This window comes from Pseudomonas salicis (genome assembly GCF_057128705.1).
Window position 1 is genome coordinate 814,505 of record NZ_JBSKHU010000003.1, and the last position, 17,762, is coordinate 832,266.

The following is a 17,762-nucleotide window of genomic DNA, read 5'->3' on the forward strand; positions in this document are numbered from 1 at the left end:
CATGCCCGCCGTCAATTTCCGCATCCGCTGGCCCAACGGCAAAGAGGCCGCCTGCTACTCGCCCTCGACCGTGATCTACGAACATTTGCAGGAGGGCGCGAGCTACCCGCTGGCGGATTTTCTCCAGCGAGTCGACGGCGGGTTGAACAACGCCTCCGAGCGGGTGAAGCAGGTCAAGGGCTTCTACTGCAGCTCGGCGATGGACACCCTCGGCATGCTCAAGGGACAGGCCTTCGGGCAGTCCGAAGGGGAAGTCGAAGTGCTGAGCATGCGCACCGAAGGCGGTGGCCGGGTGACGGGTGCTGGCTGGAGTTCGTTTTGACTCAACTCGGCCCCCTCTGTGGGAGCGAATTCATTCGCGAAAGCGGTATTTCAGGCAAGGAAGGTGCAGCGCCTGTACCGACGTCTCGCGAATGAATTCGCTCCCACAGAAAAAACGCAATTCTGCCGGCAGATGGCCGTAGCCCACGCATTCTGACTTTTATGATTTGCACCACCGGAGACCTCCACCATGCCCAGCTCAATCACCCCCATCAAAACTCCACACCACAGCGTGATCATCGTCGGCGGCGGGCAGGCCGGTCTGTCGGCCAGCTACTACCTGCAACAGCAGGGCGTCGATCATCTGGTGCTGGAAAAGCACAGCTTGACTCACACCTGGCGCCACCAGCGCTGGGACGCGTTCAGTCTGGTCACGCCCAACTGGCAATGCGCGCTGCCAGGGTATCGCTACAGCGAAGAGCACGGCGGCACGGACCCCCACGGCTTCATGAAAAAGGACGAAATCAACGCCTACCTGGCGGGTTTCGTCACAGCGGTCAACGCCCCGGTGCGCGAAGGCGTGACGGTCAAGCGCGTGGCGCCTCGTGCTTCGGGCGGGTTCGACGTGCACACGTCCCAAGGTGATTTCACCGCCGATCAAGTGATCTGCGCCTCGGGCGGTTATCACACGCCGATCATCCCGCGCCTGGCCGAGCGCCTGCCTTCGAGCATCACCCAGATTCACTCCGAGCAATACCGCAACCCCCAGGCCCTGCCCGAAGGCAATGTGCTGGTGGTCGGCTCCGGGCAGTCCGGTGCGCAGATCGCCGAAGACCTGCATCTGGCCGGGCGCAACGTCTATCTGGCGGTGGGTGATGCGCCTCGCTGCGCGCGGTTTTACCGGGGCAAGGACGTGGTCGATTGGCTCGCGGAAATGGGGTATTACCGGATCGGCGTTGATACCCATCCACTGCGTGAAGGCGTGCGCGACAACACCAACCATTACGTCACCGGGCGCGACGGCGGTCGGGACATCGACCTGCGCAAATTTGCCCTGGAAGGCATGGAGCTGTTCGGTCGCCTCGACGGCTTGCAAGGCGAGGTGATGCAGTTCAGCGACAACCTCACGGACAGCCTGAACAGCGCCGATGCGGTGTACAACCGGATCAACGCGTCTATCGACAAGTACATCGCCGAGCAGGGGATCGACGCGCCAGCGGGTGAGGGTTACGAGCCGGTGTGGACGCCAGAACAGGAGCGTCGCGAGCTGAATCTGCTGGAGCAGGGCATCACCTGCATCATCTGGTGCATCGGCTTTACGCCGGATTTCAGCTGGGTCGATGCGCCGGTGTTCAGCGGTCGTGGTCATCCCGGCCATGTGCGCGGCGTGACGGCGCAACCGGGGTTGTATTTCCTCGGGCTGCCATGGTTGTACACCTGGGGGTCGGGCCGATTCTCCGGCGTGGCGCGGGATGCCGAGTACCTGGTTGAGCACATCGCACGGGTGCGTGCCAAGCACAAGGTGGCTTAGCCACTCACGTGAGCGCGTACGCCACCCTCGGCGGACGCGCTCACTGGCTCACTCGGGAAACGCCAGCGTGAAACTGGCCGCTCGATGGTCCGACGGGCCGGCGGCGCTGACCTGCCCGGGGGCGGGATCGATGCTCGTGCCATTCACCACGGCGTAATCCAGTATCGACTGAGGTTGTGTGCTGGGGTGAGTCGCCGCGCCGGGCAGCACCAATTGCCCGATTTCCGGAGGGGAAATCCATGGGCCCCGAGCGGGCTGGCTGCCAGTAGGGTCTTCTCGAGGGTCCCGGTTGAAATCACCCAACAAGGCGACGGGTGTCGGCGTGTGCCAACTCACTTCTCTGAGCACACGCGGAGCATTGGGTCCACCGCCGGAAATCGCGTGGAAGCTGTAGACGGTGATCGGCTCCGCGCGCGAATGGCGCCTGCGTATCACCACGCCCAGTGCCGGGCGATTCGGCGGGGCGCCATCGAGCGGGGGCAGGCCATCGGAAATCACCACCGGTGTCACCACTTCAATGTCACCCCGGCTGGCGGCGACCACTGCCAGGTTGACCCGCAAGCGCTGGACGTCGAGAAAAAACAGCTGATATTGCTCCGGGCGCGAGACGCTGCCCGCTTCCCACAGATACTGCTCAACCCGGAACACCGCACCGAATTGATCAGCCACCGCCAGGTCGGTCACGTGCCGGGCCGAGGCTGGACGAACCCCTGCTTCCTGGAGGGCAATGAGGGTGTTCTCACGGGCCAGTGGCAATACGAACGTGCGCCATTTTGCATCGCTCGCTTCTGACGTGCCTTGCATGTTCCAGGTGGCCACCGACAAGGAACGATGAACGCTGGACGGTGCCCGACCCAGTTCGATCCGCGTGCCTTGTGCATCGTCGATCATCCGTGCGTGGTGATAATCCCGGATGCCCCCGTGCAGGCGAATGCGCGACAGCCAAGGGCCGTGGGCCGCCCCGACAATGATCTGCAACATTCTCAGGGCGTCCCCGTGGTCCAGGGTTTCGGGGCCCTGTGCTGCGCGCAGCCCGTTCATGATGAAGGCGTGATGCAGGTGATAGAAATTCAGCAGCATTGGGTAGCTGACACGGGCCGGTGCCCCCGCGATGAGCGCGATGAACCGGGCATCGTTGTAGAGCCGCCGGAACACCGAGGTCAGCCGCTCTGCGTAATCCCGTTGCGCGGCTTCATTCGCGCTGCGCATGTAACGCTGGGACAGTGCATACGCCAGCCACGCCGACGTGTGTCCGGCATCGGCGGGCGCGGAAGACAGTAACGTGGCGATGTCCGTGACCACCACTTCGAATTGCGTTTCGAAGTCTTGCAGGCGGGAAACGGAGAGCAGTTCGCGGCTGATGTAATCACGGATGGTGGGGTTGACGGGCATGGCAAACGCTCACGAAGTCTGTTGGCGGGAGAGGGGACTGGAGCGCGCTCACTGGGAAAAAACCGCTGTGAGCTGCCCGTCCTGAACCGCCAGCGTCGGGCTGACCGGGGCGCACGTCAGCAGCGTGCTGGCGACGGGCGCACTCACGCAGTGACCGTCATAGGTGTACTGGTGCAGCGCGTTGTCCTGCCCGGCGAACGCCAGGGTGAGCAATCCGTCATGCACGGTCAGCCCCGGCGAATGCGGGTAGCTCTGATTGATCAGCGGGATGCGGCTCGTCCAGTTTGTGCCGTCGCTTTTCAGCAAGAAGCAGTGACCCGACTCCCTGTCGCTGTAGATCAAATGAATGAGGTTCTGGTAGGTCGCGGCCACCGGGCTCAGGTGGGATAGCGCCGTGGCCTGGCCGTCGCTTTTGATCACGGGGCGTCTGCGCCAACTACTGAGGTTGGTGGTGGTCTTGTGGAAGAGGTTGGCGCTGTCGTGAGCCTTGTAAAACATGTGCAGCGTGCCATTGAGAACGGCGAAGGCGGGTGTCTGCGATAACCGATCACTCATCTGCGACACGGTGACCAAGGTGTTCGAAGGCTCGACGTAACGGCAGAGCACGGTCAGGTTCTGCGCGTTCCTGTAGGCCATGTAGAGCGTGTCGTTGAACGAAAAAAGCGCCGGCACGCCGCTGCTGCGCCTGGCTGTTTCGAGCGTTGTCCATTCCCGCTCCGAGGCGGCCTGCCGGGTGATCAGCTTGATCACGTCACCTTCCCCGAGGTACGCGGCATACAGCGCGCCCTTGTGTTCCGCCATCCGGCAACCCTGATCAGAGGCCTCGCCGATCAGCTGCGAGCCGCAGAGAATGCCGTGGGGATGTTGCGTGTAATACAGATTCATGAGTCAAAAATGCCTGCGTTGGAAAACCCTCACGTAAGCGGGTGGCGGAGCTGTTCGCTAGAGGACGTCAGGACTCACAGGCGTAGGAACATTCGACAAGGGCGATGCCGGGATGACAGGTGGGCGTAGGCGTTTTCGCAGGTCCGGCGAAAAGAGCGAAGCGCCGAACGGCAATGCGCCCACCTTGACGATCAGCTGTAACAGAACAATACTTTGCGCAGATTCATATAGATGACTAGATAACTACAACAGCGAAGCGCCGCCATGAACCGTCTTTCCAGTGATGTCCGCCTGCCGCTTTACCAACGTTTGCGTGATCAATTGGCTGAGCAGATCGCCAATAACCGCTGGCGTCCGGGTGAGGCCATTCCCACCGAAGCTGCCTTGTCGAGCGAGTACTGTCTGTCCACTGGCACGGTGCGCAAGGCCATCGACATGCTGGTCAGCGAAAACATTCTCGAACGCCAACAGGGGCGTGGGACCTTCATTCGTCGTCCGCAGTTCCAGTCGTCACTGTTCCGTTTCTTTCGTTTCCAGAGCGTGTCCGGCGAACGTCAGGTGCCGGAGAGCCGCATTCTTTCCATCGAACCGGTCAACGCGCCTTCTGCCGTGTCCCAGGCGCTGGGGCTGCCGCTGGAGGCGCCGGTGATTCGCATGATCCGTCTGCGTTTGCTCGACGCCCAGCCGGTGCTGGCCGAAGAGATCTGGCTGCCGCAGGTGCAGTTTCAGGTGTTGCTCGATACCGACATCAGCCGCCACGGCCCCTTGCTCTATCCCATCTACGAAGAACTGTGCGGGCAGGTGGTCGCCTACGCCGAAGAAACCTTGACTGCCGAGGCCATCGGCGATGTCCATGCCCGACTGTTGCAGGTGCCGGCCGGTAGCCCGGTGGTGGTGATCGAACGCCTGGCCCGCAACTACGCCGGACAACCCTTGGAATGGCGCCGCTCGCGAGGGCACGCCAGCCATTTTCGGTACAGCGTGGATATCAGATAACCCGACACCGTTTTCATGGCCCACTGCTGCACTTACTGTGGGAGCGAATTCATTCGCGAAGCGGTGTTACATCCGACCGATGTGTATCGATTGCACTGGCCGCTCGCGAATGAATTCGCTCCTACAGGGGATCGGGTCCGTCATTGATAGATCGACAAGCCTGCCACGAGAGCAGGCTTTACAACCACTGCCGCGTCACACACTTATAAGGACAAGAACCATGTTCAACTGGTATCGCCAAGTCACTCCTCGGGAGCGCAAAACGTTCTGGGCCTGTTTCGGCGGATGGTCGCTGGACGCCCTTGAAGTCCAGATGTTCGGCCTGGCCATTCCTGCGCTGATCGCGGCTTTCGCCATGAGCAAGGGCGACGCCGGTCTGATCAGCGGCGTGACCCTGATCACCTCGGCGCTGGGCGGCTGGGTCGGCGGCACGCTGTCGGACCGTTACGGTCGCGTGCGCACCCTGCAATGGATGATCCTCTGGTTCTCGTTCTTCACCTTCCTGTCGGCGTTTGTCACCGGCTTCAGCTCGCTGCTGGTGGTCAAGGCCCTGCAAGGTTTCGGCATCGGTGGCGAGTGGGCGGCGGGCGCGGTGCTGATGGCCGAAACCATCAACCCGAAATACCGTGGCAAGGTCATGGGCACCGTGCAGAGCGCGTGGGCGGTGGGTTGGGGCCTGGCGGTGGGCGTGTTTGCGCTGATCTATACCTTCGTTCCGGCCGACATGGCCTGGCGCGTGATGTTTCTGGTGGGTCTGCTGCCGTCGCTGCTGATCATCTGGGTGCGTCGCAACGTCGAGGAACCGGACAGTTTCCAGCGCCTGCAAAAAGACAACGCCATCCCGCAGAACTTCTTCAAATCCCTGGCGGGCATTTTCCGTCCTGAACTGCTGCGCGTGACTCTGCTCGGTGGCTTGCTGGGCCTCGGTGCCCACGGCGGTTACCACGCGGTCATGACCTGGCTGCCGACGTTCCTGAAAACCGAACGCAACCTGTCGGTGCTCAACTCCGGCGGCTACCTCGCCGTGATCATCGTCGCCTTCTGGTGCGGCTGCGTGGCCAGCGGTTTCCTGATCGACCGCATCGGCCGTCGCATGAACATCGTGCTGTTCGCCCTGTGCTGCGTGATCACCGTGCAGTGCTACGTGTTCCTGCCGCTGACCAACACCGAGATGCTGTTCCTCGGCTTCCCGCTGGGCTTCTTCGCGGCGGGCATTCCGGCCAGTCTCGGCGCGTTGTTCAACGAGCTGTACCCGGCCGACGTGCGCGGGGCAGGGGTGGGCTTCTGCTACAACTTCGGCCGGGTGCTGTCTTCGGTGTTTCCGTTCCTCGTCGGCCACATGAGCGAGTCGATGTCCCTGGGTTCGGCCATCGGCATCGACGCCGGTATCGCCTACGGCGTCGCCGTGATTGCCGCCCTGTGCCTGCCGGAAACCCGTGGCCGCAGCCTCGAAGCCACCGCCGCCGCTGCCCAGGGCTCGACCCCGCGCAACGAAGCGGCCAGCGCCTGACGATTCCTTTAGTGCGGTGCCCGGATTTCAACCCCCCGGCACCGCGTATTCCTTCGATAGATGAGACCCATGTCCGAGACCTTTCCCGCGTCGATTCTTGGCATCGACGGCCACGCACACGTATTCAGCAGGGAGCTGGATCTGACATCGGCACGACGCTATTCACCCGACTACGACGCCACGCTGGCGTTGTATCTTCAGAACCTGCAAAGCCATGGCCTGAGCCACGGCGTGCTGGTGCAACCGAGCTTTTTGGGCACCGACAATAGCTACCTGCTCGATGCGCTGAAACAGGCGCCGGGCCTGTTACGGGGCGTGGTGGTGGTCGAGCGCGACATCTCTCGCGCCGAGCTGAACGACATGGACCGGCTGGGCGTGGTCGGCCTCCGCCTGAACCTGATGGGCAAGGCGCTGCCGGATTTTTCCGAGCCGCAGTGGAAGGTGTTGTTCGCGCATGTGGCCGAGCTGGACTGGCACGTGGAGCTGCACCGCCATGTGGCGGACCTGCCGGGGCTGATTCGTGCGCTGATGCCGTTCGGGGTCAAGGTCGTCGTCGACCATTTCGGTCGGCCCGATGCGCGCTTGGGTCTGGAGCAACCGGGCTTTCGCGAGATGCTGGAGTTGGGGTTGGGCGGACAGGTCTGGATGAAGGTTTCAGGCATCTACCGGCTGGAAGGCAGCGAGCAGGAAAACCTCGACTTCGCCCGCGCCGCATTGCCGCTGCTGGTGCAGAGCTTCGGCCCGCAGCGGTTGGTGTGGGGCAGCGACTGGCCGCATACGCAGCATGAAAAGCAGATCAGCTACGGCACGGTGGTCGAGCAGTTGCAGGCGTTGGGTTGTTCGCCACAGGTGATGCGCTCACTGTTGATCGAAGCGCCGCAGGTGTTGTTCGATTTTTCGGTGGTTGAGGCGTGAGATAAAACCTCCCGAACAACGCAAAACCCTGTGGGAGCGAATTCATTCGCGAGAGGCCCTTACAACCGGCACATCTCCATCGCCCGGACCATTTTTCGCGAATGAATTCGCTCCCACAGGGTGAATGTGCTGATCCCGGATGTTGTTCAAATCCGCCAGAACAACGGTTCCCGCGCCACCTCGCGCTCCAAAAACTGCTGCATCACTTTCACCCGCGCCAGCTCGCACGTGTCGGCGTGGGTGATGATCCAGTACGTGCGGTTGATCTTCTGGCTGGGCAAAATCTGCCTCAGCCCCGCCTCGCCACGGGCCATGAAACACGGCAACACGCCCAATCCCACCCCCGCACGCACCGCCGCGAGTTGGCTGATCACGTTGGAAATGCGAATCCCCGGATGAATCACCGGGATCTGCCCGCGAAAATAATTCAGCTCCGGCGTCCACATCAGGTCTTCCACGTACCCCACCCATTTGTGCTGGGTCAGTTGCGCGACTGAGTCGATGGCGTCATGCCGCGCCAGGTACGACGGCGCGCCATAAATCCCCAATTCGTAATCCACCAGCTTGCGCGCATGCACCCGGCCGTGATCCGGGCGCGCCATGGCAATCGACAAATCCGCCTCGCGTTTCGACAGGCTGAAATGGCGCGGGTTGGCCACCAGTTCCACTTCGAGTTGCGGGTGGTCGGCCATCAGGCGCGGCAAGCGTTCCGCCAGAAACCAAGTGCCGAAACCTTCGGGCGTGCCGATGCGCACGGTCCCCGACACGCTGTGTTGCGCGTCCTGCAACCGGGTTTGCAGGCGCAGGCTGATGCTTTCGATGGACTCCGCTTCCTGAATCAGCGCCTCACCTTCCTGGGTCAGGGTGTAGCCCGTGGCGCGGCGGTCGAACAGCTTGACCCCCAGCGCCTCTTCAAGGCTGGCCAGCCGTCGACTCAAGGTCGAGTGATCGAGGTTCAGGCGTTGCGCGGCGACCGTCAGACGGCCTGTGCGGGCAATCGCCAGGAAGGTTTGCAAGTCGTTCCAGTTGAAAGCGTCCATGTGGTTTTCTGCACATCCGGTAGTGGGAAAAGGCTCATTCATCCGCAGAAATACTAATGCTAGATTCGAATCTCCACAAACGGTGACGAGGACGACACCCGCCCCGCACACCGTTTACGTAGCGGTCCATAACAACAAAAGAGGACGTACCCCTCATGATGCTGATTGATCAACTGCAACAACGTCAGGCCGACGGCAAGCCGGTTCGTGTCGGCCTCATCGGCGCGGGCAAATTCGGTTCGATGTACCTTTCACAGGCCCGCCGCACGCCGGGCATCCACCTGATCGGCATCGCTGATCTGTCGCCGGAACGCGCCCGCAACGCCTTGGCGCGGGTGGGCTGGAGCCCCGAGCAATACGCCGCGCGCTCCTTCGACGACGCCGTTCGCAACCAGACCACCTACATTCAGGACGACGCCCAGGCGCTGATTTCCAATGGCCAGGTCGATGTGATCATCGACGCCACAGGCAGCCCGGCGGCGGGGATTCGTCACGCCTTGCTCTGCTGCGAACACCGCAAGCACATCATCATGGTCAACGTCGAAGCGGACGTGCTGGCCGGTCCCTTGCTGGCGCAGAAAGCGGCCGAGGCCGGGATCGTCTATACCATGGCCTACGGCGATCAACCGGCGTTGATCGTCGAGCTGGTGGACTGGGCCCGGACGTCGGGTTTCGAAGTGGTCTGCGCGGGCAAGGGCACCAAATACCTGCCGGCTTATCACACCTCGACCCCCGACACCGTCTGGGGCTATTACGGCTTTACCGAAGAGCAGGTCGGCTCCGGCGATTTCAACGCACAGATGTTCAACTCGTTTCTCGACGGCACCAAGTCGGCGCTGGAAATGGCGGCGGTGTCCAACGCCACGGGCCTGACCCCGGCGGCCACGGGCCTGGCGTTTCCGCCCTGTGGCGTGGACGACTTGCCGACGCTGCTGCGGCCACGGGACATCGGCGGAATTCTTTCTCACTCAGGGACGGTCGAGGTGATTTCCTCGCTGGAGCGCGACGAGCGCCCGGTGTACCGCGACCTGCGCTGGGGCGTGTACGTGACGTTCAAGGGGCACAGCGATTACGTGCGCGACTGCTTCTCGCAATATGGCGTACGGACCGACCCGACCGGCGAGTACGCCTCGCTGTACCGGCCATACCACATGATCGGTCTGGAGCTGGGCATTTCCGTGGCCCAGGCCGCGCTGCTGGGCCGTGCGACGGGGGCCACCAACGGCTTCCGTGGCGATGTGGTGGCGACGGCCAAACGCGACCTGCAAGCGGGCGAAAAACTGGACGGCGAGGGCGGGCATCGGGTGTACGGCAAGCTCATGCCAGCGGTGGATTCCCTGGCCATGGGCGGCCTGCCGATCGGTCTGGCCCACGGCGTGGTGCTGAACCGTCCAGTGGCAGCGGGCCAACCGGTGCGCTGGAGTGACGTCACGGCGGACCTGTCGATTCAGGCGGTGCGGGTGCGCAAGGAAATGGAGGAAATCTTTCAAGCGACGTTGCGGTAACCGAGGGCGCACTGCATTCAGGCCCGCGTCGGCTGTCAGGCACTCTGTCTGGCCGTCGGCGCACAGGGTCTTCCAACAATAAAAAGATCTTCAGAAAGAAGAGGAATGTATGTCGAATATCACCGAAGCCGTCGTCGCCGAGACGACCAGCCAGACGACTGCGCAGGCCGCAAGCAAGGTCGATGTGTATCGTAAGATCGCCTGGCGGATCATGCCGTTCATTATCTTCTGTTACCTCACCGCTTACCTCGACCGGGTCAACGTCGGTTTCGCCAAATTGCAGATGATGCAGGACCTGCAATTCAGTGACGCCATCTACGGCTTCGGCGCCGGGGTGTTCTTCATCGGCTACTTTTTCTTCGAAGTGCCGAGCAACCTGATTCTGCACCGGGTCGGCGCACGCATCTGGATCGCGCGGATCATGATCACCTGGTCGATCATCTCCGCCGCCATGCTGTTCGTGCAGACGCCGATGCATTTCTACATCGCACGTTTCCTGCTCGGCGTGGCCGAAGCCGGGTTTTCGCCAGGCATCATGCTGTACCTGACCTACTGGTTTCCGTCGAAGAAGCGTGGCCTTTCGCTCGGGCTGTATTACATCGCCATCCCGCTGGCCGGGGTCATTGGCGGGCCGATTTCCGGGATCATCATGGCGACGCTGAAAGACTCGACGGTCATGGCCAACTGGCAATGGTTGTTCCTGCTCGAAGCCATTCCGTCGTTCATCGCCGGTATTGCCGTGCTGTTCTTGATGGTCGATAAACCCGCCAAGGCCAAATGGCTGACCGACGCGCAGAAGCAGGAAATACAGAGTGACCTGGCGCGGGAAGACGCGGTGAAAACCGAACATGCCAGCGTGCGCAGCTTCATGGGCGACCGCAACATCTGGAAGCTCACGGCGGTGTATTTCTGCCAGATCATCGGGCTGTACGGCATCAGCTTCTGGCTGCCGTCGCTGATCAAGCAATCCGGGATTCAGGACGTGGCCTACGTGGGCTGGATTTCAGCGATCCCGTACCTGGTGGCGCTGCCTGCGATCATCATTTCCGGCATGACGGCCGACCGCACGGCTAAACGCCGCCAGCATTTCTCCGGGGCGTTGTTGATCGGGGCCTTGGGATTCATCGTCTGCCCGTTGGTGGGCGCCAACCCGGTGCTGGTGGTGCTGGCGCTGTGCGTCGCGACCGCCGGGGTGCTGTCCGCGCTGTCGCTGTTCTGGGGCATTCCATCCGCGTTTCTTGCCGGGGTCTCGGCTGCGGCGGCGATTGCCGGGATCAACTGCATGGGCAACCTCGCCGGGTTCGTGTCGCCGTACATGGTGGGGTGGCTGAACACCGCAACCGGGCACACCGACACCGGGCTGTATGCAGTGGCGGCGTTCCTGACCTTGGGCGCGCTGTTGGTGTGGCAGGTGCCTAAGGCGTTGGCGGATCGGTGATTTAACACCACACCAACTCTGTAGCAGTCCGGCTTGCCGGCGGTGGCAATTTCTTGGACGCCACCGCCTACAACGTCCGGTGCGCGCAGGATCTCTACTGTGGGAGCGAATTCATTCGCGAAGGGGCCGGTACATCCGCAGTATCTCTATCGCCTGAAATCTTTCGCGAATGAATTCGCTCCCACAGGTTTTGTGGTACGCCGAGATTACGTGACCGACATCAATCCCCCTGTAGCAGTCCGGCCTGCCGCCGGTGGCGTCCTTGAAATCGCTACCGCCGGCAAGCCGTACGGCTACAGTCAGACTGCGATTTGGCTGCTGTAACGTCGATGGGTCGCTATCACTCGGACTTCCACCCCCCACCCAACGCCACCGCCAATCCGACACTGGCCTGCAACCGGCTGGTGTCGACTTCCTGCAACCGCCGCTGCGCCTGCAATGCCGTGGTTTGCGCGGTGACCACCTCCAGATAATTCACCGCCCCCGCTTCATAACTGCTGGTCGCGATCTGTTCGGCGCTGTGGGCGGCGTCGACGGCGGCTTGCTGGTCTTGGGATTCCTGCTGCAAATCCCGCAATTGGCCCAAGTTATCTTCCACTTCGCGCACCGCCTTGAGCACTTGGCTGTGGTACTGCGCGGCGGCTTGTTCGAACTCGGCCTTGGCCTGGCGCTCGTTGGCGCTGCGGCGTCCTCCGTCGAGAATCGGCAGGTTCACCAGCGGCCCCAGCGCCCAATACCGATTGGCAGCCGCCAGCAGATTGCCGCTGCCCTGGGTCTGCCCGCCGAGCAGGCCGGTGAGGCTGAAATCCGGGTACCACGCGGCTTTGGCGACGCCGATGTTGGCGTTGGCCGCGAACACCCGACGCTCTGCGGCCACCACGTCAGGCCGTTGCTGCAACAGGCTGCCGGGCAACACGTGGGGGATGTCAGGCTGGTTCAACGATTCGGCGTTGTGAACCAAGGCGAAGTCGCTGGGCAAGACGCCCACCAGCTCGGCGATGGCGTGTTCGCTCAGGTCACTTTGCGCCTTCACATCGTCGAGTTGCGCCTGGGCTTCTGCCAGTTGGCTCTGGGCTCGTGTCAGGTCGAGTTCCGAAGCGATCTTGCCTTCATAACGGTCGCGGGTCAGTTGCAGGGCTTGGGTGTAGTCGTCCAGCGACGCCTTGAGAATTCGGCTCTGTGCGTCCAGTCCGCGGGTTTGCACGTAAAGAGACGCGAGTTGCTTTTGCAGGCTGAGACGGGCGACGGCCAGGTCGTCCGCCGAGGCTTGGGCCTGCGCGTCACCGGCAGCGACCTGATTGCGAATCTTGCCCCACAGGTCCGGGTCGAAACTCAGGCTGAAGCCTGCCGTGTCGCTGTTGTAGACCGAAGGCTGTATGTCGCCCCGTAGCGGTCGTCGATCCGACTGACGCTGACGCACCGGTGCCACGCTGGCGTTGATTTGCGGGAACAGCCCGGCGTGCAACTGGCTGGCGAAGGCCACCGACGCGTCGTAGTGGGCGAGGGCGGCCGCCAGGTCCGGGTTGGCGTTGAGCAGTTGCTGTTGCAGGTCGTCAAGCTGTTTGTCGCCGAACACCTGCCACCACTGGGCCTGCAATTCATCGGCAGGCTGCGCCGGATGCCAAGGGCCTGCGTCCTCCTTGTAATGCTCAGGCAGCGGCACCGCTGGCGCGTGGTAGGTCGGCGCCAGCGAGCAGCCTTGCAGCGTCAACGCGCCTGCGATAACCAGCGCCAGGGTCAGACCCTCAAGCCTTGGGCGCATGGGCACCCCCCGCGTCGGCCAGTTGCACCGGGTCGTTTTCACGGAGGGCATCGGGCGGGTTGTCGATGACCTTGTCGGAGGCTTGCAAGCCTTGGTCAATCACCAGCCGATCCCCAAGGTCCATCGCGATGTGGATGTCGCGCAGGTGCACATGACCCGCGCCGTCCATCGTCGCGACCTGCGTGCCTTTGGCGCGGAAAATCAGTGCGCTCGCCGGGATGCTCATCCCATGGCTGCCTGCGGCAATGGGCAGAGTCGCGTCGGCGTAATCACCCGGCAGCAGCGCGCCATCGGGGTTGTCGGCCACGAACTGGGCCAGCAACGTGCCGGAGCGCGGATCGACGGCGGTGGAGTCGCCGAGCAGGGTCGCCTTGTAGGTTTGCGCGGGATGTTCGGGAACGCTGAGCTGCACCTGCATGCCGGGATGGATGACGCTGGCGTAGTTCTGCGGAATCGGCACATAGAGGCGCAGTCGATGGGTGTCGGCCATGCTGAACAACGGGGTGCCGCCACCATCGTCGGCCTTGATCAACTGGCCGATGTCGGTGTTGCGCGCCGTGATCGTGCCGCTGAACGGCGCACGAATCGTCTTGTACGCGGCCAGGTCCGTGAGGCGCTGGTAGTCCGCCTCCGCCGCTTGCACATCGGCCTTCGCAGCGGTGGCGGCGGAGACTTTCTCGTCCACTTCCTGTTGCGACACCGAATGCGTGGCGAGCAAGCGTTGCCAGCGCTCGGCGGTGGTCTGGGCGATGCGCGCCTGGGCCTGTTGCTGGGCAAGGTGCGCGTGGGTTTGCGCCAGTTGTTGATCCAGCTCGGGGCTGTCGATATGCGCCAGCACCTGACCAGCCTGGACCTGGGTGCCGATGTCGGCGGCCCAGTCTTTCAGGTAGCCGCTGACCCGGGCATTGATCGACGCCTTGCTCCACGCGTCGAGGCGTGCGGGCAACTGCAGCGTGTCGCCTTGGGCGTTTTGCGAAGGCGAGACCACCGTGACCACTGGCACCGACTGGCTTTCGGTCCAGTCCGCGACGGCGTGGTCGTGGCGGGTGCGGGCGGCCAGGCCATTGGCGACCAAAAGTGCCGCCAGGGTCAGGCCGCCGATGCCGGTGAGCATCAGGCGTTTGCGCGAAGGGGCGTGTTCAGACGACATGGGGTGTTTCTCCATCGGTAGCGCTGGCGGGGGTAATTGCAGGGGTGGGTTTCGAGTGGCGGTGCACGAGGCTGAACACCACGGGCACGAACAGCAGGGTGGCAGTGGTAGCGAGAATCAACCCGCCAATGACGGCACGGCCCAGCGGTGCGTTCTGCTCCTGAGAAATGGCCAGCGGCAGCATCCCGATGATCATCGCCAGGGCGGTCATGCACACCGGGCGGAAGCGGGTGTAGCCGCCTTCGAGCGCCGCGAGCAGGGCGTCGCCGTGTTCCGCCAGACGCTCGCGGCAGAAGCTCACCACCAGAATCGAGTTGGCCGTCGCCACGCCCATGCACAGGATCGCCCCGGTCAGCGCGGGCACCGACAGCGAGGTGCCGCTAAGGAACAACATCCAGACGATCCCGGCCAGTGCCCCCGGCAGCGCCGTGATGATCACAAACGGGTCGATCCACGACTGGAAATTGATCACGATCAGCAGGTAGATCAGCACCACCGCGCCGAGCAGGCCGAAACTCAACCCGCTGAAGGCTTCGTGCAGCGCGTCGATCTGGCCGTGCAGACTGACCACCGCACCTTTGGGCCGCAGGTGCGCCATGTCGTCGATGACCTTTTGCACGTCCTTGGCCACACCGCCGAGATCACGGCCCTGCACGTTGGCGAACAGGTCCAGCGTCGGCTGAATGTTGTAGTGGGTGACCACGGCGGGGCTGTCCACGCGTTTGATCGTCGCCAGGCCGCCGAGGATCTGTGACTGCCCGTCGCTGCCGGTGATCGGCAGGGCTTCCAGCGTCGGCAGGCTGTCCAGCCGGTATTGCGGGGTCGCGGCGACCACGGAATAGGACACGCCGTTTTTCGGGTTCAGCCAGTAGGTCGGCGCCACTTGTGAGGTTCCGGCCAATGAGGCGCCGAGGCTGGTGGTCACGTCTTTTTCAGTGATGCCCAGTTGCTTGGCGCGCAGCCGATTGACATCCACTTGCAGCGACGGATAGCCCGTGGATTGCTGGATGCGCAGGTCGGCGATGCCGGGGATGTGTTGCAGGCGGCGTTGCAGCGCCAGCGCGTAATCACGGTTGGCGTCGCCGTTGGGCCCGGAAATTTTCAGGTCCAGCGGGGCCGGGTTACCGAAGTTGAGAATCTGGCTGCTGATGTCGGCGGGCAGGAAGGCGAACTGGCTGCCGGGGAAACTCTGGGGCAGGGCTTCGCGCAGGCGTTTGACGTAGTCGGCAGTGGGCGCGTGGCCTTCTTTCAGGGTGACCTGAATGTCGCCGTCCTGCGGACCGATGGTGCCGCTGCTGCTGTAGGCCATGTCGATGCCGCTGAGCGGGATGCCGATGTTGTCGATCACGGTGTCCAGCTCATCGGCGGGAATGATCTCGCGGATGCGCTGCTCGATGCGGTCGAAGTCGGCGGCGCTTTCCTCGATCCGCGTGCCCAGCGGCAGGCGCACGTGCATCGACAAGGCGCCTGCATCGGTGGCCGGGAAGAAGTCTTCCCCCAGACTCGGCAACAACGCAAAGCTGGCCAGCACGCAGGCGAGAAATCCCAGCAGAAATGCTTTGCGACGTTTCAGTGCCAGTCCCAGCAGCCCGTGGTAGACGTCGCGAATCGCCGAGAAACGCTTTTCGAAACCCTGCTGAAAACTCAGCGCGCCGCGCAGGATCACGTTGCGCTGACGGCCGTGCTGATCGCCCTCGTGGTGATTGATGAAGGCGTCTTCCGGGTGATGACCAGGGCCGGATTCCAGCACGTGGGGCTTGAGCAGAAACATCGCCAGCGTCGGCACCAACGTCCGCGACAGCAGAAACGAGCTGCCCATGGCGAAGATGACTGCCAGCGCCATCGGCCGGAACAGGTAACCGGCGATGCCCTGCAGCATGAACATCGGCACGAACACGATGCAGATGCACAGCAGCGAGACGAACGCCGGGCCGACGATCTGCTTCGCGCCGTCCATGATCGCGTCCTTCACCGCCTTGCCTTGTTCCAGGTGCCAATTGATGTTTTCGATGGTCACCGTAGCGTCGTCCACCAAAATCCCCACTGCCAATGCCAGCCCGCCGAGGGTCATGACGTTGAGGGTTTGCCCGGTGACCGAGAGCAGGGCGATGGCCGACAGCACGGCCAGTGGAATCGACGCGGCGATGATCAGCGTCGAACGCCAACTGCCGAGGAACAGCAGGATCATCACGCTGGTCAGCAGGGCGGCGATGATGCCTTCCCGCGCCACGCTGCCCACCGATTCCTTGACGAACACCGAGGCATCACCGAGCAGCGACGTTTTCAACTCGGGCGGCAGGGTTTCGTTGATCAGCGGCAGCATGTTGCGGATGTCGTCGACGATCGACAGGGTCGAGATATTGCCGTTCTTCAAGGCGGGCATCAGCACCGCACGACGGCCATCGACCCGGACGATGTTGGTCTGCGGCGGCGAGCCGTCCCGCACGTGAGCGACCTGGCCAATGGTGATCAACGCGCCGTCGACGGTCTTGATCGGCAGGTCGTTGAGCTCGTTGATCGCCTGCGGGCTGTTGTTCAACAGGACCGTGTATTCGTCGGTGCCCATCTTCGCCGTGCCCACCGGAATGATCTGGTTGCCAGCGGCCAGCGCGTTGCCGACGTCCTGCGCCGACAGGCCCTTGGCAGCCAATGCCTGCGGGTCGAGGTCGAGGGTGATCTGCCGTTGCTTGCCGCCCATGGGCGTTGGCATCGCCAGGCCGGGCACAGCGCTGAGGGGCAGGCGAATGCTGTTTTGCACGAGGTCGCGAATCCGCGCTTCCGACAGGGTCGGGCTGGAAAAGGCCATTTGCAGGATAGGCACGGTCGAGGCGCTGTAGTTGAGGATCAGCGGCGGCGTGATCCCGGCGGGCATCTGTTTCAGCACGGTTTGTGACACGGCCGTCACCTGGGCGTTGGCGGTGCGAATGTCCACGCCGGGCTGGAAGAAAATCTTGACGATGCCCATGCCGGGCAAGGATTGCGATTCAATGTGTTCGATGTCGTTGACCGTGGTGCTGAGCGAGCGCTCGTAGGTGTAGATCACCCGACCCGCCATGGCGTCCGGCGACAGCCCGGCGTACTGCCAGACCACCGCCACCACCGGAATGCCGATGTCGGGGAACACGTCCGTGGGCGTCTTGACCGCCGCCATCGGCCCGACAATACAGATGAAAATCGCCAACACGATAAACGTGTAGGGCTTGAGCAATGCAGTCCTGACCAGCCCGAGCATGCCTGAAACCTCCTATTCGAATGGGCGCAGTCTTGGGGCCGGGACCTAACAGGCAGCTTTCGCCCAGATGAACAAATCGTTAGTCCCGCGCACAAGGAGCTTTCATGGGGGATTCATTTGTGGTTCATCCGGGCGGCGCGCAGCC

The 17,762-nt window shown here is 63.0% G+C and carries 13 protein-coding genes; 7 read left to right on the forward strand and 6 right to left on the reverse strand.

Annotation, left to right across the window (positions count from 1 at the left end; all coding sequences use genetic code 11):
- The first annotated feature begins 1 nt into the window (after position 1).
- Together ACWKWE_RS14420 and ACWKWE_RS14425 are read left to right on the forward strand one after the other, a co-directional pair.
- Entirely contained in the window at positions 2-322 is a 321-nt protein-coding gene (locus ACWKWE_RS14420) for an MSMEG_0570 family nitrogen starvation response protein (RefSeq protein WP_166596812.1), read from the forward strand.
- 189 nt (positions 323-511) lie between these two features.
- Positions 512-1,792: an MSMEG_0569 family flavin-dependent oxidoreductase gene (locus tag ACWKWE_RS14425; RefSeq protein WP_166596813.1), complete on the forward strand. Its 1,281-nt coding sequence runs from the start codon at positions 512-514 to the stop codon at positions 1,790-1,792.
- 48 nt (positions 1,793-1,840) lie between these two features.
- On the opposite strand, the gene ACWKWE_RS14430 is transcribed toward ACWKWE_RS14425, so the two are convergent.
- Both ACWKWE_RS14430 and ACWKWE_RS14435 read right to left on the reverse strand, forming a co-directional pair.
- On the reverse strand, positions 1,841-3,184 hold the full coding sequence (locus tag ACWKWE_RS14430) for an endonuclease/exonuclease/phosphatase family protein (RefSeq protein WP_483850907.1): 1,344 nt from the start codon (positions 3,182-3,184) through the stop codon (positions 1,841-1,843).
- Between the two features lie 48 nt (positions 3,185-3,232).
- Positions 3,233-4,069: a hypothetical protein gene (locus tag ACWKWE_RS14435; protein WP_166596815.1), complete on the reverse strand. Its 837-nt coding sequence runs from the start codon at positions 4,067-4,069 to the stop codon at positions 3,233-3,235.
- A 264-nt stretch (positions 4,070-4,333) separates the two neighbouring features.
- On the opposite strand from ACWKWE_RS14435, the gene ACWKWE_RS14440 reads away from it, so the two are divergent.
- From ACWKWE_RS14440 to ACWKWE_RS14450, 3 genes are all read left to right on the forward strand, one after another.
- Positions 4,334-5,065: a GntR family transcriptional regulator gene (locus tag ACWKWE_RS14440; RefSeq protein ID WP_166596816.1), complete on the forward strand. Its 732-nt coding sequence runs from the start codon at positions 4,334-4,336 to the stop codon at positions 5,063-5,065.
- Positions 5,066-5,285: 220 nt separating this feature from the next.
- Entirely contained in the window at positions 5,286-6,575 is a 1,290-nt protein-coding gene (locus tag ACWKWE_RS14445) for an MFS transporter (RefSeq protein ID WP_166596817.1), read from the forward strand.
- Positions 6,576-6,644: 69 nt separating this feature from the next.
- On the forward strand, positions 6,645-7,490 hold the full coding sequence (locus tag ACWKWE_RS14450; protein WP_483850908.1) for an amidohydrolase family protein: 846 nt from the start codon (positions 6,645-6,647) through the stop codon (positions 7,488-7,490).
- A 146-nt stretch (positions 7,491-7,636) separates the two neighbouring features.
- Here the strand turns inward: ACWKWE_RS14450 and ACWKWE_RS14455 are convergent, their stop codons facing one another.
- Positions 7,637-8,530: a LysR family transcriptional regulator gene (locus ACWKWE_RS14455; RefSeq protein WP_483850909.1), complete on the reverse strand. Its 894-nt coding sequence runs from the start codon at positions 8,528-8,530 to the stop codon at positions 7,637-7,639.
- A 155-nt stretch (positions 8,531-8,685) separates the two neighbouring features.
- Between ACWKWE_RS14455 and ACWKWE_RS14460 the strand changes: the two genes are divergently transcribed.
- Together ACWKWE_RS14460 and ACWKWE_RS14465 are read left to right on the forward strand one after the other, a co-directional pair.
- A complete protein-coding gene (locus ACWKWE_RS14460) occupies positions 8,686-10,035 on the forward strand; it encodes an NAD(P)H-dependent oxidoreductase (RefSeq protein ID WP_166596820.1) in 1,350 nt (449 codons plus the stop codon).
- Between the two features lie 109 nt (positions 10,036-10,144).
- Entirely contained in the window at positions 10,145-11,473 is a 1,329-nt protein-coding gene (locus ACWKWE_RS14465; RefSeq protein ID WP_166596821.1) for an MFS transporter, read from the forward strand.
- Positions 11,474-11,813: 340 nt separating this feature from the next.
- Here the strand turns inward: ACWKWE_RS14465 and ACWKWE_RS14470 are convergent, their stop codons facing one another.
- From ACWKWE_RS14470 to ACWKWE_RS14480, 3 genes are read right to left on the reverse strand one after another with little or no spacing between them, the layout of a single operon-like run.
- Positions 11,814-13,235 (reverse strand): efflux transporter outer membrane subunit, encoded by a 1,422-nt coding sequence (locus tag ACWKWE_RS14470; protein WP_483850910.1) that lies wholly within the window; start codon positions 13,233-13,235, stop codon positions 11,814-11,816.
- Complete coding sequence (locus ACWKWE_RS14475; protein ID WP_483850911.1) at positions 13,219-14,385, reverse strand: efflux RND transporter periplasmic adaptor subunit; 1,167 nt, start codon at positions 14,383-14,385, stop codon at positions 13,219-13,221. Before ACWKWE_RS14475 ends, ACWKWE_RS14470 begins: the two co-directional genes overlap by 17 nt.
- Complete coding sequence (locus ACWKWE_RS14480; protein ID WP_483850912.1) at positions 14,375-17,617, reverse strand: efflux RND transporter permease subunit; 3,243 nt, start codon at positions 17,615-17,617, stop codon at positions 14,375-14,377. Before ACWKWE_RS14480 ends, ACWKWE_RS14475 begins: the two co-directional genes overlap by 11 nt.
- Between the last annotated feature and the right edge of the window lie 145 nt (positions 17,618-17,762).

Coding starts and splice junctions, on each gene's coding strand:
- ACWKWE_RS14420 (WP_166596812.1), top strand. CDS start 2: ATGCCCGCCGTCAATTTCCGCATCCGCTGGCCCAACGGCAAAGAGGCC.
- ACWKWE_RS14425 (WP_166596813.1), top strand. CDS start 512: ATGCCCAGCTCAATCACCCCCATCAAAACTCCACACCACAGCGTGATC.
- ACWKWE_RS14430 (WP_483850907.1), bottom strand. CDS start 3,184: ATGCCCGTCAACCCCACCATCCGTGATTACATCAGCCGCGAACTGCTC.
- ACWKWE_RS14435 (WP_166596815.1), bottom strand. CDS start 4,069: ATGAATCTGTATTACACGCAACATCCCCACGGCATTCTCTGCGGCTCG.
- ACWKWE_RS14440 (WP_166596816.1), top strand. CDS start 4,334: ATGAACCGTCTTTCCAGTGATGTCCGCCTGCCGCTTTACCAACGTTTG.
- ACWKWE_RS14445 (WP_166596817.1), top strand. CDS start 5,286: ATGTTCAACTGGTATCGCCAAGTCACTCCTCGGGAGCGCAAAACGTTC.
- ACWKWE_RS14450 (WP_483850908.1), top strand. CDS start 6,645: ATGTCCGAGACCTTTCCCGCGTCGATTCTTGGCATCGACGGCCACGCA.
- ACWKWE_RS14455 (WP_483850909.1), bottom strand. CDS start 8,530: ATGGACGCTTTCAACTGGAACGACTTGCAAACCTTCCTGGCGATTGCC.
- ACWKWE_RS14460 (WP_166596820.1), top strand. CDS start 8,686: ATGATGCTGATTGATCAACTGCAACAACGTCAGGCCGACGGCAAGCCG.
- ACWKWE_RS14465 (WP_166596821.1), top strand. CDS start 10,145: ATGTCGAATATCACCGAAGCCGTCGTCGCCGAGACGACCAGCCAGACG.
- ACWKWE_RS14470 (WP_483850910.1), bottom strand. CDS start 13,235: ATGCGCCCAAGGCTTGAGGGTCTGACCCTGGCGCTGGTTATCGCAGGC.
- ACWKWE_RS14475 (WP_483850911.1), bottom strand. CDS start 14,385: ATGTCGTCTGAACACGCCCCTTCGCGCAAACGCCTGATGCTCACCGGC.
- ACWKWE_RS14480 (WP_483850912.1), bottom strand. CDS start 17,617: ATGCTCGGGCTGGTCAGGACTGCATTGCTCAAGCCCTACACGTTTATC.